A 24077-nucleotide genomic window follows, 5' to 3' on the forward strand; every position below is an offset into this window, starting at 1 on the left:
GGTCCTGTACCAAAAAGAAAAAGCCTCCGCGCCAACGGAGACCAAACAAAGCCTTCTCAATCCCAGTATAGACGAGATCCCATGGTAAGGGAAGTCAAACAAGCCTTCATCATCATGCGGATCGATGGAGTGCCCGTCAACGTGCGCTATGAGCCTGCCAGCTCCGTTTCTGCGGCGGCTAGGTTCTACACCATAGCAGACTACGAGACATTCATCAACGGCTTCTACAAGCCGCCAGACGTTGCGATGTACAAGCCCGTTAAAGTGACTATCACATACGAGGTGAACGAGGATGAGCGAGACGCGGAATCTTTACCAGAAGATCAGCGCTGTCATGAAGGACATCCAGTACCTGCAGAAGGATGACAAAGTTTCAACCGGCTCGAGCGGATCATATAAAGCGATGTCGGAGGAAAAAGTTACGCAAATCGTCAGAGAGTCCCTTATCACGCATGGATTAGTCATCCTCCCGGTCGCACAGACACACTGCAGAAACGAGCTGCGGGACAAGGAGAATATCCTTAAGGGATATCTGAGCATCGTTGATACGCAATACAAGATCGTTGACATCGAGACCGGACAATTTGAACTGCTGGCATCCAGCGGAACCGGCGCGGACAGCCAGGATAAGGGTGTCGGCAAAGCGATGACGTATTCGTACAAATACCTTCTACTCCGGACGTTTGCAATACCGACCGGCGATGATCCAGACAAAGTATCGAGCGCATCGCTAGACGAACAGCATGAGTTGGAGAAGTCCAAAAGAGCGGCGGAGGATGCGAAGAAACTCCCTGCATTGCAAGCAAAATGGCAGACGCTCGCCGGCAGCCTGGATGGTTTCAACGATTGGCACATGAAGCAGAAGAACAACGGTGTGACCAATGAGCAGATGAATGAACTGCTTGCAAAAAAACTACTTGAACGAACCAAGGAGAGTGCCTAGATGAATCGCATAGTGCTGATCGGACGAGCGGCAAAGGATTGGGAGCTGCGCTACACCGGGACCGGGACGGGAATCGCTAACGGCGTTATCGCGGTAGATCGTCAAGTATCGCAGGGCAAGGAGAAAGAAGCGGACTTCATCAACCTCGTAGCCTTCAAGCAGACGGCAGAAACATGCGCGAACTATATCAAGAAAGGTCACCGGTTCGCTGTAGAAGGACGGCTGCAGGTACGGAGTTACGACAACAATGAGGGCCGCAAGGTTTGGGTTAGCGAAGTCCTCGTTGATCGCATCGAGTTCCTGGAGCCTAAACAGCAAGGATCGCAGAACCAGACGGAAGGGCGCCACTCTACTCCACCGCCAATCGATGATGACGACCTTCCATTTTGACCTACAGGAGGCGCTAGACCATGGACCATATCCAACTATCAGATGAGATACGAACCGTCTCCACGCGCCTCCAGAAGGCCGCAGACGCGATGTTTAAACTCGGCGCTGAGAAGGCGGAGGCAGAGCGAGTGTACCGGATGAGATTGTCGCAGGAAATCCTGACGCTAAAGTCTGAGGGAATGAGTGCGACGCTGATCCCCGATATAGCACGCGGTAACGTATCGGATCTCCTGTTCCAGCGGGATGCAACGGAAGTGAAGTTCAAGGCAGCTACAGAAGCTTGCGCCGCACTCAAAGCATCCCTGAGCGCCCTCCAATCCATCCTCCGTATTCAGGAGTCCGCATGATGTACACCAAAGCCTACCAACTCCGCAACAACCGCCGAGGCAAGATGACCCAGCGCAAGAAAGGTGAAATATCCGCAAGTGTCACAGAAGAATTATACGAGCGCTCCGGCCACGTTTGCGAACGGTGTCACCGGCAGCGTGCAACACAGAGGGCGCACCTCACCAGACGTCCACAACTTGAACATAAGACTACCGTTCGGGATCTGGCTCATTTGTGCGCCTCTTGCCACAAATTTGCCGACGAGAGCGGAAAGCCAGGGAGAGAATGGCTAGCAGCATTCCACAAATTAATCAGCGCTGATGGCGCTTAAGGAGAATGGAAAAATGAATCCAAGACTTGCTATGAGAGAATCCATTAAATTTATCCTTGGAAATATCGGTATGGATGCGGATGTTGCTTATTCTGTAGCGGAACAAATGCACGAAGACCATGACTTTCTTGAGCAATTAGAAGAATTTGTCCAGGAGTATCTTGGAGATTTCGGCGAGAATTACGGACTTTAAGTTTTGGCCACAGGCCTCCGACTCGACCGAATAAGCATAGCGAAGCGGAGGCCGTACAGGGTCTAGCAGCATTCAGAGATCGGATAGGCGGTGACTATGAAAGCACTAAGTCTATTTAGCGGTATAGGCGGAATCGACCTGGCCTGTGAATGGGCCGGAATAGAGACGGTAGCATTTTGCGAGCGAGAGCCATTCCCGCAGAAAGTATTGCGTAAACACTGGCCGCACGTTCCCATATACGACGACGTATGCACTTTAACGAAAGAGAGGTTAGACGCGGATGGAATCGGGCCAATTGACATTATTCTCTCAGGAGACCCTTGCCAGCCTTACAGTCAATCCGGGGAGCGTAAAGGCGAGGATGATGACCGTTTCCTCTGGCCAGAGGTTGACCGCTTACTGGAAACCATCAGACCCCGCTGGGTATTGCGCGAAAATGTTGCTGGAAACATCACATTGGGCCTCGATGGCGTGCTTGCTGACTTGGAGCGTCACGGCTACACCTGGCAATCGTTTGTTATTCCATCTGCAGCTGTCGGAGCCTTTCACAGAAGAGACAGGGTATTCGTTGTGGCCAACCTTAACAGCATCAGAATGAATACGGAAGAACATGAGGTGGTTGAATGAGTTCGGTGGTTATCAGCGATAAATTCCATACCGCTCGTAAATGGCATTGGTGCGATAACTGCCGAGGCGCTATCCTGACAGGGCAAAAGTATAGGAGGCTGTTCGGGGCTGCGTACAGTTTTGAACAAAAGCGCGAACTGAAAATTTGCACACGCTGTACGGATGAAAAAGAAAATGGTCACTCCGTCCTAATTTTGAATTCCGACTGAATATCGAGGAACAAGGGAGGAAGAGACATGACCAATACGGTCGATAAGCAGGCGTTGCTGAAGGATATGGGCGACACCCTTACCGCTTATATCAAGCTTTATCAGGGAGCAAACGCCGCAGAAGTGAAATCTTGGATGGATGCTATCCGCAGCGGTAAATACGAATCCGCCCCACCCGCAGAGAGACAGGCAGACGTATACCGGGAGGCGCTGGAATGGTATGCGAACAAAGAGAATTACGAATGGAATGCAGATGACGAAGATTTTTTTAGTGCACCTTGGGCGAGCGTAGTTGACGATGACGGAGAACGGGCGCGCCAAGCCCTATCCGCATGCCCTACCACACAGCCTAGCGGCATCCGAGAGCCGGTCCAGTGGTTCGCCGAGCAAATGGAGCAGACGCTTCGGCGGAACGATCACAAGGGTGGATGGGGCGCATGCTCGGACGCTTACTTGTGGGGAAAGCTCGAAGAAGAGATCGAGGAACTGCGGCAGCACTATCCACGCTATGACAGACCGGGCGAGCTCGACGGCATTGCCCGGGATGCGTCTGACGTTGCTAATATCGTCATGATGCTCGCTGACAACGCCTGCCGCCCCGGCATCAATAGCACAGAGGGGGACCCGGCTGGGACGATCGGATACTACCCAGATGTAAGTATCAAGCGTAGCACAGAGGAGGAAGAGACGGATGACTGACACCCCGGAACCCGGAACCATTCGCTATCTCCTCTCCCAACTGGATGCCAAGGATGCGGAGATAGAGCGGCTTCAAGATAGGGTGGATGATATCTTTGCCGATAGAGAACAGCAACTTAACGCCTATGTCCGTCTCCGCGCTGACAACAAGGCTATGCGGGAGTGTCTTAACAGCGTTCGCGACTATAGCCAGGACCAAGAGTCACGACGGGCTGCTAGGGTCTGCCTCTCTACCCTCCAGGAGCCCGCCAATGACTAACCTAGCCCGTATCATCCAGATGGCTAGAGACGGAGAGGCCATATCCCCCAAGTCGATGAGGGATGCGATTGTGGCGTTGGCGGATGAGAACAAGCGGCTAACGTTGCTAAATGACGAGAAGTACAATCTGCTGCTCCGCATGAAAGATGAGGTTGACGAGTTCTCACGACTGATTGGAATAGATCCGGGCACGAAGACGATTGAAGAGCAGGCCAGAGAGTTCAATAGCATCCTCTCGAAGGCCAAAGGAGTCATGTCGCTGATAGGGGAGGGATCGGAGTGAATACAGAGCAGCCGAGGCCGGAGAATGAGCATGACTAAGCCCATGAACTGGCTATACGTAGCCTACATCGTGATATGTGCGGCGGTAATCGCTGTGATGGTTGAGGAGATGCACTAACTAGATTCGGAGGTTGATAGCGTGCCTGGTTACATCAGTCTTCACCGTGATATCCAAAAGCATTGGCTATACGAGGAAGACCGAGTATTTAGCCGATACGAAGCGTGGCTAGATATCCTGATGAGGGTTAACCACGCAGAGGGAAAAACGACGCATAACGGTACGGTCGAGGTGGTGCCAAGAGGATCGACGATATGGTCCATGGGCGACATGGAAAAGCATTGGGGATGGTCAAACAAGAAAGTTAAGCGGTTCTTAGATTGTCTCGAACGCGACCAAATGTTGTCCTATAAAAGCACCACCAAAAAAACCTATCTAACCGTTATAAACTATGACATTTACCAAGGTGGCGAGGAACCAAAAGCACCACCAATGCACCACCGAAGCACCACGGAAGCATTTCAAAAGCATACAAACAATAATGTTAATAATGACAATAAGGAAAATAAAGAACCTAAAACCAATCGTCGCAAACAAGTTTACGACATCGATTCGATTCCTTTTCGCTCTGCTAATTATCTCTATGAACAGATCCTAGTAAATTCACCTGACCTCAAGAAGCCTAACCTTCAAAACTGGGCGAACGATATGAGGAAGCTCATAGAGATCGATAAGCGAGAGCCGATCCAAATCGCGAGATTGATCGAATGGGTATCCAAAGACCAATTCTGGTCTGGAGTCATCCTGTCGGCAGAAAGCCTTCGCAAGAACTGGGACAAACTCATCGTTGCCATGAATCGAGGTGATAGCAATGCAAAGTATGGGCGACGCGCTAAAGGATATACAGCGGAGGATATCGCAAAGGCGACAAGAGACGACGACCTCGCAAGCGGTGGCCTACAGGTGTCCGGCCTGCAAGGATCTTGGAACGACGATCATATTCGAAACATATGAGGACGAGACCTATCAGCACAAAGGCAAGCCAATGAAGTACGAAAGAGCGGTCGTCCGTACCTGCAAATGCCATTATGACCAACAGGCCGAAAAGTACCGGGCTAATTCAGGGTTCACCGAGTCGATGAAGTCCAGGACGTTCCGAAGTGCTGAGATTGACGAGGACAACCGGAAGGCATTCGAAGAGGCTGCCGACTTCATCCGAAACATCGACGACCACCGCAAAGAGGGAACATGGATCTATATCTACGGCGATTCGGCTAAGGCGTCGGCACAAAGCAAGAGCGCATACGGTACCGGCAAAACGTACCTCATGCAATGCATCGCTAACGCCTTGGCGCATCGCAATATCCCATCGATCTACGTAACGGAAGAGACGCTGTTCGGAGAGATCAAATCTACCTATCAGCGAAACTCGGACGAGAACGAGCAAGACGTACTAAGGCGGTACTATACAATCCCTATTCTCATGATCGACGACTTATTCACCGCAAACTATACGGACTGGTCGGAAGGGAAACTGTTCAGCATCCTAGACTCCCGTTACAACGAGGACAAAATAACGATCATGACGAGCAACTTCGCAACCGGTCGGATCGAAACCAAGCTGCCGGAGAACGGCGGGAAGATCGGTAGCCGTATCGTGGGGAAGTCGATCTTAATCGAGATGCTAGGGAAAGACAGGAGGCGTAGAAAGCGATGAAATTACCGTTTGCAGACGATGACTTTGACCTAGCGGACCGCGACTTTGACGAATTCATCCGCAGAGGCCGCGCAGAACGCGAATGGGAAGCTGAGAATGAACACCGGCGCCAGATCGATTCGTACCACATCGACTAAAGCGAGAGATTATGAGAAAGCCGACGGAGAGGTGAGAAGGTGAATGCGCGTGATCTTGACTTTAGAAATCTATGGCAACAAGCACTTTAACTATCCAGGCATGAAGCGAAAACCGGCAATCATCCGAGCGATCGAAGCAGTACGAAACGATATCTATCTGTCGGGAAAACCGATCATCGATATTCGAACATCACAAAAATGAGGTGTAAAAGTGAGACACCAAATCAACATAGCCCGCAAACACGGTCGCCCGATCCCCAACAGGGGAGAGCTGACAACAGAGAAGGCAAACAGCGCAGTCATCAGCTCACTTGCAAAATGGCCTCTAGCAGACGCATAGACAGGCGATAGATTCAGCGGGCCGGATTATACCAAGTTGATGATAGAGGCGATAGAAACAGGCGTAGAGGAGGCGAGAGGGGTATGCGGAGGTATGAGGTCATCAAAGATATTCCCAGTGGGTGGGAAACTTCTGCAAAGGTCGGAGACATTCTAAGGCTTAGACACTGGGAAGGAATCCCGACGCTGTTCAAAAACAATAAGGCGGTATGTGATGCTGACAGTAGATATGCTATCGAATACTGCAAGCCCGTTGAAGAGGGGGAGGCGCTAAATGCTACGAATCAAGACGAGAACAAGTAAGTACGGAGCGCGTCACGTAATCGCAGACGGCAGACGTTTCGACAGCCGGGCAGAGTACCGCTACTACGAGCAATTAAAGCTGCGACTCAGGGCAAAGGACATCGCCAGTTTCGAATGCCAAGTACGATATACCATCCTGGACCCTTACAAGCACCCTACAACGGGCCGGAAGGTGCAAGGCATAGTCTATGTGGCTGACTTCGTTGTAACGCATCTAGACGGCTCCCACGAGGTGATAGACGTCAAGGGTGTGCGGACTGAAGCTTACCGGAATAAGAAAAAAATGTTCGAGAGCAAATATGGGATCGAGATCAAGGAGGTTAAGGCGTGAGAGGGTCTTTCACAGAACGCGTATCGCTAGGATCGATTGGATCAATGTCTGTAGGCCAAGAACTAGACAGCGGAGACATCATATGGGCCATATCATCAGTCACGATGGACGAGTATGGGATTTGGATACGCGGGGTCACAATGACGGAACCTGAGGAGGCGTTGTACCGAGCAGCTAGACGCCAACTGGTGGTCACCAAGGAGGTAAAAAGGTGAATCCTCTATCCGAACTTCAAGCCAAAGCGCAGGAAGCCAAGGAGCAGGGTATCAAGGTTATCAGCGTCGATTACATTCTGAGCCAATTCGACAAGGAAAAGGACTACTACTCTCTGGCCTCTAGAAGGCCGCATAAGGCGCGGTAATGTTCGAACAGTAATTTATACTACGGAGACGCTAGAGCGCGCCTACGAGGCGTATACGAGGCCACAACACTATGGGGGATGGATATGCGATACAAGTTTAGGGCGTGGAGTCACGGACTTAGGGCAGTGAAGAAGAAGTACGGCGAGTGGATTGCTCCACCACAGATGATCTACGAGGACCGCCCGGGTGAATGCCTGACGTGGAAATCGCAGGGGCAGAACATCGAGATCATGCAATGGACAGGCCTAGTAGACAAGAACGGGAAGGAAATATATGAGGGGGATATCCTCGAAACCCACTTAGGAAGATTCACCGTTGTATGGGACCGGTACAAGTTCATACTTCAAGGCTATTACTACAGTTCCCACGATGAGCCAAGCGACTACTTTTCAGAGCAAGGGAAGGATGAGGTAGTCGGCAACATCTACGAGAAGGAGGTGAACAAGCATGGTAGGCAAAGTGACAAGGATCGAGAATATCCCGAAGATGCGGAACAACAAGAAGAAGCAGAATCGGCGGGAGACGAAGTCGAAGAGTGACAATCCAATGCCTCCGTTTCCTGCATCGTAATGCATAAATAATCTATCATACCATGACAAGATATGGTATAATAAGTCTAGAATTCATCAACAGTTTGTGCTATGTAACGAAAAATCATAATATTGCGAATCATCAAACTATTGGGGGTAACAAACCATGGAACGGTTGCAAACGCAAATTGCGGAGCTTGAGAACGACATCAAGAAGCTGCAGGACGACGCGTCTAATGCGGTAGACGCTGACCAAGCGCTGGAAATCAAAGGCGAGATTGCAGCGCACGAAGAGGACCTTCGCCTGAAGCGCGATGAGCTGGAGAAGATCCAGAAGGCCGAGGAAGTAGCCCAGGTCATCGCAGCAAGCACGGACACGTTCAAAGTAGGGGATACGGTATTCACGCTTGAGCAACTGACGGCAGACGAGAACTCCGCCAAGATCATACGAAAAGGTCTGGAAGCGCTGGGAGAGCAACTAACGGTGAAGTCGGTCAAGTGGCTTTCGGATATCACGGCGCTGCGGACTGAGTACGAATCCAAGCTAGCAGAGAAAGACGCCGTTATCGACGTACTTAACAAAAACGCAGAGGATCTGCAGGACACCAATGCCAAGCAGCATATGGACCTTGAGCAGGTTTCGGCAGAACGTGACCATCTCGCTCAACGCGTCAGAGAGCAGGACACGATCATCCAGCAAAAGAATGGTGAACTGGATGACCTGCGTGTCCAACTGGCACAAGGCGCCGTCAACGCGGTCAAGGTCATCAATATCGACTCGACTGATGATGTGGAAGCTGCTGCACGGGCTGTAAAGGCGCGGATCGACGCAGACAATCGCCGCAAGGAAGCAGAACGGCAAGCAGCGAAACGCCGGATTTACAACGTACAAGAGATCAACAACGTGAAATCGACAGCACAATACGCCGACACGGACGAGTGGTTCGAATTCAATCCGCTGTACATCGCGCAGTATGTGGTGCTGAACGAGGACGAGCTGGCCCGATTTCGGGAAGAGAACAGCGCCAAGAACATCGAAACCGAAACGGACGTGGCTGGACCGGTTGATGTGGTGGCGCCTAGCGTAGAAGCACCGCCACTTGCCACCGAAGGTCAGTTTCAAGGCGAGAGCGGCGATGGATCACCAGTGGGTGAAGGACAGCCAAGCGAGGGTGGAACGGTGGCTGAGGTTACGCGCGAAGAGTTCGACGCGCTGAAGAAGCAAGTAAGCGAGATCGCGTCGCAGGTGTTCGGAAACCAAAGCGCGGCATAAAGGGCGGTGATCGCATGAACAACGACCAAGTATCCGATATCCTGACCAATTTCCGATCATACCGATACGCGGCGAAGGTGGGAGAGGTCGAGGGGTTCTTAGATGGGGCCCCTACCCTCTACAATGAGCGTAAGACGAGCCCCAACAGGTGGGACGCCACACGCTATAGCCGGATCGTGGAGACAGTCAAGGGAGCCGTAGACGAAGTGTTGTCGGACGAGCAGCGGACGGTCATCATGAAAAAGTATCTAGAGCGGAACAAACTGACGATGGGGCAGATCGCGAGCATCCTCAATTGTGACCGGACCACGATCACGCGTCGGCACAAAGAAGCGCTGAAGCAACTCGGGATCGCATTGGAGCCACTAGAGCACGAGGCGGAGATTACACCGTTCGAGCACATGTTTGAAGGAGAACCAACGAACCGAATTGCATCATTTTTGCACACAAATGCATCAAACGAAGGTGTATGATAGTAACATGGGGCGATGTGATGGAGGGAGCCGATGACTCTCTCTGTACCCGCCCTGTACCCCCAGGCGCGGCCGCATGCCCCCACTCGCGGCGGCTTCGCTTGGTGACATGCTGAGAACTGGGAAAGTCTGCGGCGCATGAGGAGTGCTAAGAAAGACACTCTACGTTGCGGTCGGTGGTTCAAACTCCATCATCTCGGCGCCAGGTGACAAGCGGGGACTTCGCATTCGAGGGCCTCGCATCACATAAACGCGCACGGTTGAGCAGAACGTGGTTAATAACACTCACGGGCAAAACCCCTCTCAACGATGGGAGCTAACCCGACCACTAACCGTCATGATAGCAGCATGGACGCGCTTTATAATCAAACAAGGAATCGGGATTCGCGGCGCATGACCGCGAGCGGCCCCGGTTCTTTTTGTTATGGAGACAAGCGCATAAAGCGCATCTCAAATAAGCGATGAGGATGATGAGGAATGGAAGAACGTGACTTGGCAATTTCGGAAGAGCGTGGAGCGAAGGCGAACATTCAGGATTTGGTTGTATACGGTAATACGGACAGCTTCGCCTTACTCTGTAAGGCATCTTCACAGGCACAAGGATTCATGAAGTCCACGAAGGTATGCAACGTCGAGGACGGTTGTATTGTACAGGTCACGACACAACAGAAGAATCCCGATGGAAGCTATGCCGTAGCGGAAGCGCTGACTTATGTCCCGCGCGTTCACATCGATTTGGCTGCTGAACCGCGCAAACTTATGCCGATTGATTACCCGAAATTGGGCTTGGAGAACTATCTGACACCCGTAGACGAGGCAGAACGCAAAAGAAGCGAGGACGAGTACCGTTACAAGGAATACCTCGGAATCCTTTTGCAACTGCATCAATCGGGTCATGACTGTCATTCGGAAATCAACACGACATTAGCCAAAGTACAGGAACTGATGTTCAAATAAAGTTCGTGGGCGGCTAACTACCGCCCTATTCCGGTTTGATTATAGGGGTGATGGGCATGAGAACCATCAACAAACGCTGCATCAAATGTGGAGCGTATGAGGACATGGTGCCGCAGGCTAAGAGGTGCACATACTGCAGAAGGCCGAGGGTATCACGGAAGCGCGAGACCGTCACGCTAACGTGGCAATAGCATGGACCGCATCACAAAACTATTACTACTCTACATCGCAATATGTACGGTGATCATCGCCTACTATGCGGTTAGGGTGATTACGGGGAGGTGAGAGGATGGCATTTAGGAAGGTGGTCAGGGTACCATTCGTCATTTTGTCCGCTATCTTACTAGCTGTTTTGTACCCTGTGATATTCATGATCGAACTAATTCCATGGATGCTAGATAAAGAGTACGAGTTCATGACACATCTGAATCCATTCAGAATAGAATTTTGGTCAATCACGAAAAGCATATTGAGAGATAAATGATAACTGGAGGTGAAAGGATGGCGTTGACGGCTAAACAGCAGCGGTTCGTTGAGGAGTATCTGATTGACCTCAACGCCACGCAGGCAGCGATTAGGGCAGGATATAGCGAAAATACTGCACAAGAGCAAGGAAGCCGACTGTTATCAAATGTTATGGTAAAAGAGGCAATCGAAAACAGGCAGGAAAAGATCCAGGAAAAGACTCAAGTGACGCAGGAATGGGTCATCCAGCAGTATATGGACATAATCAAGAACTGCAAGGAAGTCGAACCGAATACAGCTAAGGGCGCATTGGATAGCGTGGCTAAGCATTTAGGCATGTTCAAGGATAAATTAGAGATCACGGGGTCGTTGACCATCGAGAATGTGTTGGAAAAGATATGAACATGACACCGGAACAAGTGGAGAAGCTGCGGAAGTATAAATACGACTTCACCTACTACGCCCCACGTCACCTGAAGATCCGCACCAAGGACGGGCGACTAGCTAACTTCTCACTTAACAGCATGCAGATGAAGATTGACCGCACGATAGAGGAGCTCAAGGCTCAGAACAAGCCGGTGCGGATTATCATATTGAAGTACAGGCAAGGCGGTGCGTCCACCTACACGGAGGGGCGCATTTTTCATGCCACCAGCACCAACAAGCTCACGAATAGCCTGATCGTAGCGCATGAGGACGACGCCAGCACAAACTTGTTCAACATGTCGAAGCTGTTCTATGACGAACTGGCGGACGGGCTTAAGCCTATGAAAAAGGCGAGCAACGCTAAAGAGGTAGTGTTCGAGAATCCGACGCTGGACCCGAACGAGAAGAACCGTAACCCGGGACTGCGTAGCCGGATCAAGATAGCAACAGCCAACAACCTGGGCGCCGGTCGGTCGGCCACCATTCACAACCTGCACGCATCAGAGGTGGCGTTCTGGCGGGATGGTAAGACGATTATGCTTGGACTTATGCAGGCAGTGCCAAACACACCGAATACCATGGTCGTACTGGAAAGCACAGCGAATGGTGTAGGTGGATACTTTTACGACGAATGGCAGCGGGCGAAGAAGGGTGAATCCGACTTTGTGCCGTTGTTTTTTGCGTGGTTTGAGGAACCGAATTACGAGATGGACGTCCCAGAAGGCTTCGAACCTGACGAGACAGAGCGAATGCTCATGCAGCGGTTCCCGGATATCACCCATCGGAAGCTGGTATGGCGCCGGTGGTGTATCAAGAACAACTGCGGCGGCGATCCCGAACTATTCAAGCAGGAGTATCCTTCCGACGACATGGAAGCATTTCTCGTATCCGGTCGTCCACGCTTCGATACACAGGCTCTGACGGAGTATATGAGCCAAGTAAAGCCAGGGATGGTGGGCAACCTTGAACCATCTTTTGTACAGCAACCAGGAGGATACCTCGAAGTATGGAAGCTCCCGTCGCGCACGAAAGAATATTTCATTGGCGCGGACGTTGCTCGTGGTCTTGCGCATGGTGATTACTCTGCTGCGGTGGTTATGGATGAAGACTATGACGTTGCTGCTCTGTGGCATGGTCATATTGATCCTGACCTATTTGCTCAAGAGTTGGCGAAGCTAGGCAACTACTATCACGAAGCAGTCATCGCAATCGAGGAGAACAACCACGGCCTGTCGGTCATCAACAAGATTAAGGATAACTACTACAACCTTTACAAGCGCGTCAACGTGAACAAGGCGACAGACGAGACTCGCGAAGAGCTGGGATGGTTCACCTCAGAGCAGACGAAGCGGCTAGCGGTTGATCATCTCGCATCGCTTATCAGGGAGCGCAGGATAGGAGTGAGTAGCCGTTTGATGATCGAGGAGATGTTCACCTATGTACGAGATGATAAAGGCGCCACAAACGCGCAGGAAGGCTCCTATGACGACACGGTTATGGCGGCTGCTATTTGCGCGAAAGTTGTGGAGCAGATGGGCGGATCGGTTCAATCGATTGTTACTCCGATGGGAAGATCGATCGAACAGATAACGAGTGACTTCGTGCTGACGGATGAAGGATTCAGACATAAATCGGAGGTGCATGACGATGACGATTCCTCATGGTTCAAACGAGCCGGGTGGTAAAGAGGTGGTTACCACCATGGTTAGTGAGCAGACGTTCAGCGAGACCATTGTCAGGGCGATGGGTCGAGATCCCAACGAATGGGAGCTATCCAACTTGGACTATGACGGCAACGGGACATTCGCTGTGTCCATTAAGGAGCGATGAACATGCTTGAGGGACTTCTGAGTGTCCTTGTGGCGGTCCTAATCGGAGGCGCTGCCTACTATTCCGCCCACTACGTTGTGCGGCTGAGACACGACTACACGATTGCACACGAAGAACTGGTGAAGGCCGGGAAGTACGTGGAAGAGTTGGAGTCACGCGTGATGCACCTTGAGGCAGAGCGTGATGTTAACTCAGCTAGGATGGAACCGACAGGCGACACGACAGGATGGAGCGCAATGAATATTCGATCATAGGAGTGATGACATGTTACTCGTACAAGACTCAGCTAATGCTGGCATAGCCGTTACCCCTAGCGACACGGTAGATATCGCGTTTAGCGCAGGTACGACAGCCACTAGCTTTGTATACGTTGGCGGAACTGGTGATTTAGCGGTCGTTATGCATTCGGGTGCAACGCTGACGTTCAAGGCGATGCCGGTAGGGCTGTACAAGCTGTGCGTCAAGCGGATCAACGCAACCGGAACAACAGCGACGGATATCCTGGCCCTCTGGTCATAAGGTGGTGTGAATGTGGAGGACAAGAAATTACTTGGCAATGACCAGCCAGAGCAGGAGGCGCCGCAGACTGAAGCAGAGCGTTCTTTGGCGCTTAAAGTCCAACGGCTATTCAGGGAATCATGGGATTCCAAGCAACAGTTGAACCTGCCCCAACTCTGGCGTAAGTTCGACGACTACAAGCATAACCGGCAGAACCCAAAGCAGTCGGAGGACCACCCAGGAAGCACCACGAACGTCATTCACCGGGTGATAGAGTCTCAGATATCCGACCTATTGGACAAGCCCTACGGCAGCGTAGCAAAGGGCACAGAGCCTGGAGACGATATGTTTTCAGAGCAGGCACAGCACATGGTTGACTTCGTTCTTGACAAGGGGGATTTCAAGGAGAAGATCAATCTGTCTGAGCATGATCGGCTTGAGTTGGGCGACACGATCATCAAAGTGTGGACAGACAAGAAAGCGCTGAGTGGTAAGGGACTTCCGGTCTATGAAATTGTAAGTCCGGCCAACTTCTTTTCCGATCCGAAGATTACTGCAGCTCACCGATTGCAGGAGAGCGAATTCGTTATTCACGCTACACCGCGTGCGCTGTCCTGGTATCGCAGGCAATGGCCGAAGTTAGGGAAATACGTCCAGCGTCAGGTGCAGATCCCGTATGACCCAAATGCAACGTTTACAGACGATGGTGCGGATGAGGTACACGTTGAGACGTCCATGAAGGCGTTGCTGCTGGAGTGCTATCTGCGCGATGAGGAAGGCGAAGTTTATTGTCTTCATGTCGCCAATGACATCCTGTTGGAAGACAGTCGGAAGAATCAAGGTAAGCTGCAGCGTCGTAATCTGTTTCCATTCGTGCAGATCAACTGCTACCCACGGCGCGGAACCAGTTGGGGCATGGGAGATGTCGAGTATCTGATCCCCACGCAAGACCTGATCAATGAACTAGACGATCAGATCCGAATCAACGCTAGGTTAATGGGTAACCCACAGATCGTTGTAGGGCAAGGGGCAGGCAAGGGATTCGACTTCCGCAAATGGACGAGTAAGCCGGCGCTTCGTATTCCTATGCGCGATGTGAACGCATTTAGAGTCGTGCCGGGCGTTCCGATTAGCCCTGATGTACCTGTCAGGCGCGATAAGGCATTCCAAGAGGCTGACATAATCAGCGGCGTCAACGATGTGTCTCGTGGAGAGAAGCCGGGACAAGTAACGGCAGCGGCTGCAATCTATGCACTACAACAGGCGGGACAAAAGGGCGTTATCCACAAGAATGAGATGCTTAAAAACGGGTGGTCCAAGGTTCTGGGGCTTCTGTTCGACGAGATTATGGATAACTGGGACGAGGAAATGTGGATTCGCATTGATGGCGAGAAGCCAGACTTCAAATTCGTTAATCCTGCAGATTTCAAGAGCATCCCGATCCTGGTACCGAATGCCATGCACGGTGAGGTTGAAGGGGAAGAGCCGATTAAACAACTGACAGATGAATCCGGAAAGGTCATGACGAGGGAAGCAGAATACGACTTCCAACTTAGCCTCGGAAATGGATTGCCATATGACAAAGCATTCGTATTCCAAACGCTGCTAGATATGACGAAGGTGTCGTTCCCTGACGGCCCTGCTGTCACGCGTACGGAGCTTAGAAAGTTCCTGCGTGATCAGGTCGGACTCGATCTTGAAGACCAGCCAGAAGGTACGCAGCCACCTGAACAGCCACCAATGCAGCCAGGAATGCCACCTGTCGGATTGCCACAAGGGATGCCGGGTCCAATGCCTCCGCAAGCGCCACCGCCGGGGATGGGACAGCCACCAGCCCAGCAAATTCCGCCTGAGATCCTAGCGATGATAGGAGGTGTTCCACAATGACAACGAGGGTCATGACGCAGAAAGAGGCGGCGTGGATTGCACATGCGGTGGGCGGTGATCCCCTCATTGCAAGCTACATCGACAACCAAGTGGACCATGGACAAGACTTCTACCGGATTGCCGCTAACTTGCCTGTCTGCGGACGTTGCGAACGTCTTGTACTCGTCCACAACAAAGGATATGTGTGCCCAACATGCGGGCATACGGAGGAGAACAGCCGGGGCCACAAGATGAAGACACATTTACGGCGCGGTATGTACCGCTAAACGATGGCAATGAGGGGAGGTGATCAAATGTCTACTAGCGGCAAGGTGATCGGTCCAGGTGGAACGACGAAGGCGGCACGAGATGTAGGGTGCATGAGCAAAGGCCCAGGTGGCGTATCCGGCTCCAACACATCGACGACAACCGGCAAGGGTTATGAAAGCGGTCGAACACAGGGCCTGCGCAGCAACTACAAGCAAACGGGTTCTGGTAACTCCTCGAAAGCGTAATAAACCGGGCATCTCCAGTCGTGGGGGTGCCCTTTCCATATGCACAATCGGTGCTGACACTCTGAAAGCAGAGACGGGCGAAACGGTCGGATGCCGCGACCACATATGGGGGAATCGAAATGTCGGAAGCAATGGGATTAGCAGAGTACAGATCCGCTATGGCTGCGGGCGTTGATCTCTACCAACAAGTAGAGACCGGGGAGGATGCCGCTCCCAACACGGAGGAGCATGTCGAAATCGAGGTTGAACCAGAAGGCCTTGATGATGACACGCCCCCCGAAGAGCTAGAAGGCGCTTCTGAGGACGATGTAGACGAAGGGGATGAAGATCCCGAACCGATCCCCAAGGAGCAGAAGAACGCCTTCTACAAGCGCGTACAACGTGAGCGCAAGAAAGCACAGGAAGAAGCCGAAGCGAAGATCCGTGCGGAGATGGAACAGCAGATCAATCCGTATAAGCAGTTCTTTGACAAGCTCGGCGTAAGTCCGGATGAAGCATTGCGGGCGATCGAACAAAACAATCTCCGGCAAAGCGTGCAGCAGAGCGTTAACCAAGAGGCTCAGAGCCTCCAGTACCAGTACGGCTGGGATGACGAGCAGACGCGGCAGTATGTGGATCAGCAGACGCAAATCAGGATTCAACAGCAACAGCAGCAGCAAGAACTCCACGATCTGCGCATTCAGGTCCAATTGAATGACTTAGCCGAGAATCCGGACTACCCAGGCGCGAAGCAGATGAAGTCGCAGATCAGCGAGTTTATCCGCGCTAACCCTGCGGCGAGCGTGCAGCAAGCGTATTGGGCCGTAGGTGGGTCGTCGCTGGCTCAGCAGTTGAAGCGCGAAGCAGAACAACGGGAGATCGCCAAACGCGGGAAAACCCAACGTACGGTCGTCAAGGACGCTCCGGCATCGCTGGATGGACCGGCTCCGTTATCGCCTGAAGAAGTGGCCTTTGCACGACAACAGGGCATGAGCGAATCTGAGGTTCGCAAACTGCGGGAAGTACCGAACAACCTGCAAGAATTCAGAAAATGGAACAAAGGGAGGAAGTAAGAATGGCTCGTTTCGTACGTTCTGACGGCGGCTACAACCAACCTACTACGGTAGGCATCCCGGTGGCAGCAAGCCAAACAATCAATGTGGGTGACATCATCCAAATCACGGCAGCGTCTGGTCTTGCTTCTGCTGCTATTGCATCGTCCACGACAGTCGTAGGTGTAGCACAAAATGCTATCACAACCGGCGCAAGTCCTACCGCGCAAGATATCGTCTATATCATTCCCGCAGAGGACAATGTGTTCCGGGTGGCGTACAGCGGCACAACGAAGACGAGCATAGCGCAAGCCGATCTTTACGGTACGCTGTTCAATCTGGCGAACAAAACCACGGTCAACCTGGACAACACGACAGGTGGCATGTGCCAGATCGTCGGATACAACAATGCTCAGCAAACGGCCGACGTCGTGTTCGCCGTAGCGAAGAAAGTTTAAGGGGGATTAACCAATGCCAATGAATACAGGTCAGTTTCAGAATCTCTATACCCGCCGAATCGATCTCGCCTTTTTCGAGGGCTGGGAAGAAGTGCCGGAGCAATGGAGCCGCGTCTATAAAGACGTAGACGCTAAGACGAATAACCGCACGACTCAAATCATCGCTGGTACGGGATCCTGGGAGAAATCGAACGAAAACGGGAACCCGACCGAGCAGCAATTCCAACTCGGGCCGCTGGTGTTCACGCAATTCGACATCTTCAAGTCCGAGGTCGTCATGTCCAAGGAGCAAATCGACGACGAACTGTACGATGAAGTCGTCAACATGGCGAAGGATTCCGGACATGGCGGACGCAATACCGTCGAAGACGTCGCTGCGCAGTACCTGCAGGAGTTGTACTCCAATGCACTCGGCACTGGCTATGACGGTGTGTCCACGTTCAACGATAACCACCCGAACTACGGCACGAACGGTGGAACGCAGGACAACCTGACGACTGGTGCGCTTAACGACTCCACACTCAAACAAGCAATCATTCTGTTCCGCAAGCAGAAGGACGAGAACGGCAAGAAGATTTCGTCCATTCCGAACAAACTGGTTGTTCCTCAGTCTCTGCAATTTACGGCGGCTACGGTCCTTCAATCGGCTCTGCAGGCCGGAACGACGAACAACGACAAGAACGTTCTTCCAAACCTCGAACTCGTGGTGTCCGACTTCTGGGATGCATACACGCAAGTCCGTTGGTTCATCGAAGGCCCGCAGCATCAACTGAACATGATCTGGCGGAACCGTCCGACCTTCGACAAGTACCCGGTCACGAACAAAAACGGATCTCAATCGTGGCTTGGTTACGCCCGGTTCAAGCCGCGTGCTGAGAACTGGCGTCACCTTGTCGGATCGACGGGGATCTGATTGGAGGAGAAACGATGGCAGGAACTTACGGTACTCCCGACTACGCTCCAACGTCAGGGCCGGTTGACTTCGAACGCCTCTTTGTGAAAGGCGTAGAGGTCGTTCCGGGAGCTTCCGGCGGGGCGAAGATCGCCAACATTAAGCCGATCAGCACGCGCGGAGACGTTGATGCTACGGTCGTAGCAAAGTCTTTCAATGCGCTTCTCGTCGCGCTTAAAGAGGCTGGAATCATGGCAGATAACTAGGATTGTGGGGGCTACGGCCCCCTTTTCCTGTATACGGAGGTGATAGCGTGAATCATTTTGGAGGTATCACACCAAAAGAACGGTACGACAACGAGGTTTTAGAGGAACTTAGGGCGATCCGTCAGCTACTCGAACGCAATGCGCAAGCGTTTGAGCCGCAGCCGGTCGTCAAGATGGATGGAAGACGAGGGCCGAGGAAGAAAACTGTATAGGCGGTGATAACGTGTCTTCGATGAGAAGAGTGAACGAGGTTGTAAGCAGCAAGATCGGTGATTATCTGACGAACTTTGTTACTTGGAATGGAGTAATGTACAACGTCCTTCAAAATGATCTTGAAGGGGGAGGCGTTGTCGATGATACGGCCGCACTGCAAACACTCGTTAACGAAGCAATAGCAGAAGGTCGTAAGGCTATCTTCTTACCGTATGGCAAAAATGGACAGTACCGTGTGACCGACCTTACCAATGCGGATAAAGTTGTTTTCTTTGGTGACAACGCGACATTCGTAGGTGGATTCAACAAAAGAATTGAACAGATAGGCGCTTCAACCCCTACAATTCAGGCATCAACGTTACTAGCAGATGCTATCTCGCAGCAGATCGTACCTCTTAATGGATTGCTCGCAGCTAAACGTTCCATTACCGAGACGAGCACATTAAAAATTGCGTACTGGGGAGACTCCATTACGTACGGATACAACCTTAACGATCCGAACAACAAATATGCAGCGAGATTCGAAAATAGGTTGAAAGAAGTATTACCGTCGGTATCGATAACTTCTCAAAACTTTTCTCTCGGGTCCCGTACGGTACAGATGGCCGCAAGTAGCACGTATCTAGCATTAAGCTCTGAACCTCCTGATCCCACTCAGGGATTTTATGCTCCGTGGGCTACTGTGGGCAAATCATGGCGAGATAATGTGCGAGATTTCCAACCGGATTTGGTCGTCGTTGCATTCGGAATGAATGACGCATACGTGAACACGGTAAAGGCGGATGAAATATTTTCCGCTTCCTTGGATTCACTGGTTCAGTATTCAAAAACTTGGACAAAGCAACCTAGTATTGTGCTTGTTCCAGTGTTTTTGCCTACCCAAAACGCCGCCTTAACACCGGAACGCCAAGACGTAGTATTCTCGGTTGCACGAGCAACACGGGAATACGGTCAGCTCAACGGATATCCGGTTGCAGATGCGAATCGTATCTACAATATTTTGAGAAACGGTATCGATGACGTTGCTCGATCCAACATCACCGAAGTAGGATTTGTGAATTTTCCAAGTGGGTGGATAGGTGATACTAACTCATTCATTTTATCTGGCGCAATATTGACTCCGAAACCTGGAGTAGTGGGAAAGTTTGTTTACCGCAATAGGAATTTCTATAACGGGTTTATTCAATTTGACGTGATACCTTCTGTGGCGAGCTATTCGGGTGAAGCATGGGTTAACTTTCGGAATAGCACCCTCGGAACCATGACACTCCTAGTCAGAGGCGGAACTGGAACAACAGGAAATGTGCAACTGTTTGCAAATACGACATCTCTTGCCCAAGCGAACAATCTTACAATCCCACTTAATGTCGCTACCACAATTCGAATTGAGTCGTATGGTTCTAATCACAAAGTCTACGTCAATGGTGTAAAGGTTATCGATGTGACCGGTATCTATGTTCTCCATGATGGAACCGTCGGACTTGGTGGAGATGGAACAGTACCAACATATTCGAATCTGCAAATCGGATACGATGATCCACTCGGCGCTAAGCGTCCATTCAGGACTACGCCTATCTTTAGCGAGTCCGAACTGATAGGCGATTACAACAGCACGATCAACGATGGAAACGGGATTAATCATCCCACGGGCGCCGGGCATTATCTCTTCTACTACGTTGCATTTAAAGGCGTCATTCAAGAACTGGCAAGGCTGGAGGAGAAGGGTCTATATTTGCCGAACCGGATTCCGGCTGCGGATTGGGCCGTTCCTGGTACGGGTTGGACTACAACGACGCGAACAGGTAAAACCATCTACTTTAAAATTCTTAATGGTGCATATCGAAAAAGCCGAGGAATTGCGCTAAGGAATCTATCATCGTACGCATATTTAGGGCTCTCAGATAAAGCCATTGATGCAGGTACATTGATTGATCTGGAAGATGGGAAGTTCGCCTACTTCAACGTCAGCGGTAGCGATATGATATTCATTTCGAATACAGGCGCGCCGACATTCGATTCAGAATTGTATCGATTTTTAAGACAGCCATAATATGGTGGTGAAAAATGACAACTTCACAACAAATAGTTGATGATATTAACTTGAGATATCGTAATAGCTTTACTACAGATCAGAAACTTGTATGGATGAATGAGGAGCAACGAGAATTGTTTGATGTATTGGAACTCGACTCGCCTCCGTATACGTTTCAAACAGTTGCTGATCAGAACTTTTACCCTTTCCCTTCACAATTCGACGTAACAAAAATCAAAACCGTCACATTCCAGATGAACGATAGCACGAACGGGATCTCTTTCGTTGAGGTCCCTTTTGTTCGCAATGATGACCGCCAATTTGCACCGCACTCCCCCTGGTATACGATCACATCGAACGCGATGTTTTTATATGTACCGGACAAGATGCCTTCAGATAGACAGGTCTACATTTACCTGGATAGTGACCCGACAGAGATCACGTCAGACAACTTGAGCAGCATGCCTGACCTTCCAACGAAATTCCATGAGTTGCTTAAGCTCGGAGTCCTGGTCCGTATTGCCGAAGCCAGAAAAGACGTCATCATGCAAAACAACTACTACGCCACGTACAAAGAAAAGCTTGATGATATCTTATGGCAACGAAAGCTAGCAGAACCGGAATGGACACAGCCTGTTGATGGTAATTACCGTCCACAATGGACAACCCAGTTTTATCAGCGGGGATGGAGGGATGCATAATGGCGCTGTGGCAATCGTGGCCAAGAAATGCGGATAAGCGTAGCGCCAACAACTTCACAAAGGGTATCGATACGGGCGAGAGCCCTTTTTTTATCGATGACAATTCCCTCGTTGATGGTTATGGGTGGGACATGGATGACTATCCGGCGTTAAAGGTGCGGAAAGGTAGGACGGAAATCGGAACAAGTGTAAATGGAAGGACAATGCTCCTTACAAACTTTAATACCACTCACTTGGTTCGTAAAGTAGGACTTATCCTGCAATTTAATGCAGGATCTACCTGGGTCGACATCGCCACTACCTCCATAGCGACTGACACGGACGCCACAAACTTCGATATTAGAGGACCGGCCCTGATCCTGACAGATGGGAACAACACCCCATCGTATTGGAACGGGGTAACTATGACGAATCTCTCGCAAATGCCAAAGGGTAAGTACGTAACGGCAGATAACTTGCGGGTGTACACGGCTGGGGTAGACGGTAGTTCGGACACGTTGTACTACTGTGCCTTCCAGGATGCAACGAACTGGACTGCTACCAACAATGCCGGAGCAGTACAGTACTACACGGCAAACGGTGGGGGGATTACTGCTCTTCGCGCATTTGGCGTGGGCGTGTGGGTGTTCAAGAAAGATTCCTTTGCGATCCTGTACCATACCGGCGATTCACGTTTGGCATATCGCCTCCAACCTCAATCCGATAACATCGGATGCGTCAGCTTCAAGACGCTCGTAGAGGTTGGTCCGTTCCTGTTCTGGCTTGGGATGGACGATGTGTACATTGGCGGCGGGGACGCTGCGAAGCAGATCGGACAACCAATTCGCAGATATCTGAATAATATCAACCGCAACGCCATTGCGACTTCCTTCGCATTCGGGACGAACCGTCGCTACTATCTGTGCATCCCTACCGGATCAAATACGTACCCGGACACCTGCTTGGTATACGACTATGTGTTCAAGCAATGGTATCCGTACAGCAATACGTTGAACGGACTGTGCTATGGTGCAAGCCTCAATGGGGTAAATTACGCCGGAGATTCTAGCGGGCGAACGTTCAAGATGAACGATGGTGATACAGACAATGGCGCTCCCATTCCGTGGCGCGTACAGTCCAGGCCGTTCGATGACGGCGTAAAAGAGGCGCACAAAGAATTGTGGGAGATGCATCTGCAGGGATATTTCCCGTCAGGCACAACGCTCGGCGTAGACATTGCGCCCGACGATATCGGAACGACATGGTATCCGATCAGCTACGATCCGACTGCAGTGAGCGCCGCAACCCAGAATAAGAACCTGATCGTGCCGCTTGATACTGTACCTCTTTGCAACTTCTATTCATACCGGATTAGCGGTACCGGACCGGCGACGATTCAGGAAGTGCAAAGGTACGCGAGAATTCAACCTGTCCAATATTAGGAGGATAAACCATGCCAGTACCTACATTTGCAGGATTGCCGCCATTCCCCGAATTCGACGATGTTGTCAATAAAGTCAATCAGCTTGTGAATCAACTCAGGAACCTACTTCTCAATCTGGACACTCTGAACATCGTCGAACTGAACGCTGACGTCATCAATTCCGGTACAGTGAACGCCGGGAAGGTTACGGTTAAATCCGATCTCAATGCGGGCGCCTATATCCTTATCGACGGCAACGGCATGACGATCAACGATGGCAGCAAGAACACCTTCCAGGTGAATATCAACGGCCAAGTTACGATGACGAGCGCGACGATTCAAAGTTCAACGGGCTATCCTAAGGTCGTAATGAACCCAAACGGGACCCTATTCGGGGCATATAAAGATGCAAGCAACTTTGTATCGGTTGATCCTCAATTTGCTGGCGCTCCAGGATATGTCCTATATAGCGGAGGTAATCCTGTAGGCGTACTTCATTCTATTACAAACGGAATTGAACTTTTTGGATCGGGGAATCTGCAATTACAAGGCCCAAATGGTATTAATCTGATTACACTTGGACCACCTGTAACGATTCAAGATTGGTCGTACTTGCAAAATGTTGCCACAGGAAAGACGCTTGCTGATGATATGGCGACTAAAGGAATATCAACAGGTCCGTCTGGGGGGCACAACCATGGGATCCCCGATGGCACAGTACTGCTTACATCAGGTGGCGGGTCGGTAACATATTTCGCAGCCCCAAACCATACTCACGCACAGAAATAGATGGTATAATTAC

At 51.1% G+C, this 24077-nt stretch carries 36 protein-coding genes; all 36 read left to right on the forward strand.

The genetic code is table 11. The features are described 5' to 3' along the window. Window positions 1–81: 81 nt before the first annotated feature. Complete coding sequence (locus H7C19_RS34360; protein WP_221469330.1) at window positions 82–366, forward strand: hypothetical protein; 285 nt, start codon at window positions 82–84, stop codon at window positions 364–366. Next, on the forward strand, window positions 335–943 hold the full coding sequence (locus tag H7C19_RS18095) for an ERF family protein (RefSeq protein WP_246469588.1): 609 nt from the start codon (window positions 335–337) through the stop codon (window positions 941–943). Before H7C19_RS34360 ends, H7C19_RS18095 begins: the two co-directional genes overlap by 32 nt. After that, complete coding sequence (locus H7C19_RS18100; protein WP_185144087.1) at window positions 944–1333, forward strand: single-stranded DNA-binding protein; 390 nt, start codon at window positions 944–946, stop codon at window positions 1331–1333. Between the two features lie 20 nt (window positions 1334–1353). Then, window positions 1354–1680, forward strand: coding sequence for a hypothetical protein (locus H7C19_RS18105; protein WP_185144088.1), 327 nt, complete (start codon window positions 1354–1356; stop codon window positions 1678–1680). Between the two features lie 324 nt (window positions 1681–2004). Continuing rightward, window positions 2005–2184 carry a hypothetical protein gene (locus tag H7C19_RS18110; protein ID WP_185144090.1) on the forward strand — a complete coding sequence of 60 codons (180 nt, stop codon included), beginning with the start codon at window positions 2005–2007 and terminating at the stop codon, window positions 2182–2184. Between the two features lie 96 nt (window positions 2185–2280). Next, complete coding sequence (locus H7C19_RS18115; protein WP_185144092.1) at window positions 2281–2811, forward strand: DNA cytosine methyltransferase; 531 nt, start codon at window positions 2281–2283, stop codon at window positions 2809–2811. Between the two features lie 236 nt (window positions 2812–3047). Continuing rightward, on the forward strand, window positions 3048–3719 hold the full coding sequence (locus tag H7C19_RS18120) for a hypothetical protein (RefSeq protein ID WP_185144094.1): 672 nt from the start codon (window positions 3048–3050) through the stop codon (window positions 3717–3719). Further along, a complete protein-coding gene (locus H7C19_RS18125; protein ID WP_185144096.1) occupies window positions 3712–3978 on the forward strand; it encodes a hypothetical protein in 267 nt (88 codons plus the stop codon). Before H7C19_RS18120 ends, H7C19_RS18125 begins: the two co-directional genes overlap by 8 nt. Further along, on the forward strand, window positions 3971–4261 hold the full coding sequence (locus tag H7C19_RS18130) for a hypothetical protein (protein ID WP_185144097.1): 291 nt from the start codon (window positions 3971–3973) through the stop codon (window positions 4259–4261). Before H7C19_RS18125 ends, H7C19_RS18130 begins: the two co-directional genes overlap by 8 nt. Before the next feature lie 138 nt (window positions 4262–4399). Continuing rightward, entirely contained in the window at window positions 4400–5272 is an 873-nt protein-coding gene (locus H7C19_RS18135) for a phage replication protein O (protein WP_185144099.1), read from the forward strand. Window positions 5273–5303: 31 nt separating this feature from the next. Beyond that, on the forward strand, window positions 5304–5975 hold the full coding sequence (locus tag H7C19_RS18140) for a DnaA ATPase domain-containing protein (RefSeq protein WP_185144101.1): 672 nt from the start codon (window positions 5304–5306) through the stop codon (window positions 5973–5975). Continuing rightward, on the forward strand, window positions 5972–6112 hold the full coding sequence (locus H7C19_RS18145) for a hypothetical protein (protein ID WP_185144103.1): 141 nt from the start codon (window positions 5972–5974) through the stop codon (window positions 6110–6112). The genes H7C19_RS18140 and H7C19_RS18145 overlap by 4 nt, the downstream gene beginning before the upstream one ends. A gap of 43 nt (window positions 6113–6155) precedes the next feature. Next, window positions 6156–6314, forward strand: coding sequence for a hypothetical protein (locus tag H7C19_RS18150; RefSeq protein ID WP_185144105.1), 159 nt, complete (start codon window positions 6156–6158; stop codon window positions 6312–6314). A gap of 221 nt (window positions 6315–6535) precedes the next feature. After that, window positions 6536–6754 carry a hypothetical protein gene (locus H7C19_RS18155; RefSeq protein WP_185144107.1) on the forward strand — a complete coding sequence of 73 codons (219 nt, stop codon included), beginning with the start codon at window positions 6536–6538 and terminating at the stop codon, window positions 6752–6754. Further along, window positions 6726–7085 carry a DUF1064 domain-containing protein gene (locus tag H7C19_RS18160; protein ID WP_185144109.1) on the forward strand — a complete coding sequence of 120 codons (360 nt, stop codon included), beginning with the start codon at window positions 6726–6728 and terminating at the stop codon, window positions 7083–7085. The genes H7C19_RS18155 and H7C19_RS18160 overlap by 29 nt, the downstream gene beginning before the upstream one ends. Window positions 7086–7296: 211 nt before the next feature. Continuing rightward, on the forward strand, window positions 7297–7446 hold the full coding sequence (locus H7C19_RS18165) for a hypothetical protein (protein ID WP_185144111.1): 150 nt from the start codon (window positions 7297–7299) through the stop codon (window positions 7444–7446). Window positions 7447–7530: 84 nt separating this feature from the next. Beyond that, complete coding sequence (locus tag H7C19_RS18170) at window positions 7531–7986, forward strand: YopX family protein (RefSeq protein ID WP_185144113.1); 456 nt, start codon at window positions 7531–7533, stop codon at window positions 7984–7986. A 157-nt stretch (window positions 7987–8143) separates the two neighbouring features. After that, the gene (locus H7C19_RS18175; RefSeq protein WP_185144114.1) at window positions 8144–9250 is read left to right on the forward strand and encodes a coiled-coil domain-containing protein; all 1107 of its coding nucleotides are present in this window, start codon (window positions 8144–8146) and stop codon (window positions 9248–9250) included. A gap of 14 nt (window positions 9251–9264) precedes the next feature. Further along, complete coding sequence (locus H7C19_RS18180) at window positions 9265–9723, forward strand: sigma factor-like helix-turn-helix DNA-binding protein (RefSeq protein WP_185144115.1); 459 nt, start codon at window positions 9265–9267, stop codon at window positions 9721–9723. A gap of 477 nt (window positions 9724–10200) precedes the next feature. Next, the gene (locus H7C19_RS34870; protein WP_246469589.1) at window positions 10201–10680 is read left to right on the forward strand and encodes a hypothetical protein; all 480 of its coding nucleotides are present in this window, start codon (window positions 10201–10203) and stop codon (window positions 10678–10680) included. Between the two features lie 50 nt (window positions 10681–10730). Next, complete coding sequence (locus H7C19_RS35920; protein ID WP_512698977.1) at window positions 10731–10871, forward strand: hypothetical protein; 141 nt, start codon at window positions 10731–10733, stop codon at window positions 10869–10871. A gap of 310 nt (window positions 10872–11181) precedes the next feature. Continuing rightward, window positions 11182–11547 (forward strand): terminase small subunit, encoded by a 366-nt coding sequence (locus H7C19_RS18190; RefSeq protein WP_185144116.1) that lies wholly within the window; start codon window positions 11182–11184, stop codon window positions 11545–11547. 2 nt (window positions 11548–11549) lie between these two features. After that, window positions 11550–13256: a phage terminase large subunit family protein gene (locus H7C19_RS18195; protein WP_185144117.1), complete on the forward strand. Its 1707-nt coding sequence runs from the start codon at window positions 11550–11552 to the stop codon at window positions 13254–13256. A gap of 141 nt (window positions 13257–13397) precedes the next feature. Then, window positions 13398–13655 carry a hypothetical protein gene (locus H7C19_RS18200; RefSeq protein WP_221469320.1) on the forward strand — a complete coding sequence of 86 codons (258 nt, stop codon included), beginning with the start codon at window positions 13398–13400 and terminating at the stop codon, window positions 13653–13655. A 10-nt stretch (window positions 13656–13665) separates the two neighbouring features. Then, entirely contained in the window at window positions 13666–13920 is a 255-nt protein-coding gene (locus H7C19_RS35880; RefSeq protein WP_185144119.1) for a spike base protein, RCAP_Rcc01079 family, read from the forward strand. Between the two features lie 12 nt (window positions 13921–13932). Further along, window positions 13933–15786, forward strand: a complete 1854-nt coding sequence (locus tag H7C19_RS18210) for a portal protein (RefSeq protein ID WP_185144120.1) — start codon at window positions 13933–13935, stop codon at window positions 15784–15786. Further along, window positions 15783–16052 carry a hypothetical protein gene (locus H7C19_RS18215; RefSeq protein WP_185144121.1) on the forward strand — a complete coding sequence of 90 codons (270 nt, stop codon included), beginning with the start codon at window positions 15783–15785 and terminating at the stop codon, window positions 16050–16052. The genes H7C19_RS18210 and H7C19_RS18215 overlap by 4 nt, the downstream gene beginning before the upstream one ends. Window positions 16053–16399: 347 nt before the next feature. After that, window positions 16400–17332, forward strand: coding sequence for a hypothetical protein (locus H7C19_RS18220; RefSeq protein WP_185144122.1), 933 nt, complete (start codon window positions 16400–16402; stop codon window positions 17330–17332). Between the two features lie 2 nt (window positions 17333–17334). Next, window positions 17335–17769, forward strand: coding sequence for a hypothetical protein (locus tag H7C19_RS18225; RefSeq protein WP_185144123.1), 435 nt, complete (start codon window positions 17335–17337; stop codon window positions 17767–17769). A gap of 13 nt (window positions 17770–17782) precedes the next feature. Continuing rightward, window positions 17783–18682 carry a Mu-like prophage major head subunit gpT family protein gene (locus H7C19_RS18230; protein WP_185144125.1) on the forward strand — a complete coding sequence of 300 codons (900 nt, stop codon included), beginning with the start codon at window positions 17783–17785 and terminating at the stop codon, window positions 18680–18682. A gap of 14 nt (window positions 18683–18696) precedes the next feature. Further along, on the forward strand, window positions 18697–18927 hold the full coding sequence (locus H7C19_RS18235) for a hypothetical protein (RefSeq protein ID WP_185144127.1): 231 nt from the start codon (window positions 18697–18699) through the stop codon (window positions 18925–18927). Between the two features lie 47 nt (window positions 18928–18974). Next, complete coding sequence (locus H7C19_RS34365; protein ID WP_221469321.1) at window positions 18975–19139, forward strand: hypothetical protein; 165 nt, start codon at window positions 18975–18977, stop codon at window positions 19137–19139. Between the two features lie 20 nt (window positions 19140–19159). After that, on the forward strand, window positions 19160–21190 hold the full coding sequence (locus H7C19_RS18240; RefSeq protein ID WP_221469322.1) for an SGNH/GDSL hydrolase family protein: 2031 nt from the start codon (window positions 19160–19162) through the stop codon (window positions 21188–21190). Between the two features lie 14 nt (window positions 21191–21204). Beyond that, on the forward strand, window positions 21205–21873 hold the full coding sequence (locus H7C19_RS18245) for a phage adaptor protein (protein WP_185144130.1): 669 nt from the start codon (window positions 21205–21207) through the stop codon (window positions 21871–21873). After that, a complete protein-coding gene (locus H7C19_RS18250; protein ID WP_185144131.1) occupies window positions 21873–23294 on the forward strand; it encodes a hypothetical protein in 1422 nt (473 codons plus the stop codon). The genes H7C19_RS18245 and H7C19_RS18250 overlap by 1 nt, the downstream gene beginning before the upstream one ends. Before the next feature lie 11 nt (window positions 23295–23305). Beyond that, the gene (locus tag H7C19_RS18255; RefSeq protein ID WP_185144133.1) at window positions 23306–24064 is read left to right on the forward strand and encodes a hypothetical protein; all 759 of its coding nucleotides are present in this window, start codon (window positions 23306–23308) and stop codon (window positions 24062–24064) included. Window positions 24065–24077 lie beyond the last annotated feature (13 nt).

The organism is Cohnella nanjingensis, from assembly GCF_014212125.1.
GTDB classification, from domain to species: Bacteria; Bacillota; Bacilli; order Paenibacillales; family Paenibacillaceae; genus Cohnella; species Cohnella nanjingensis.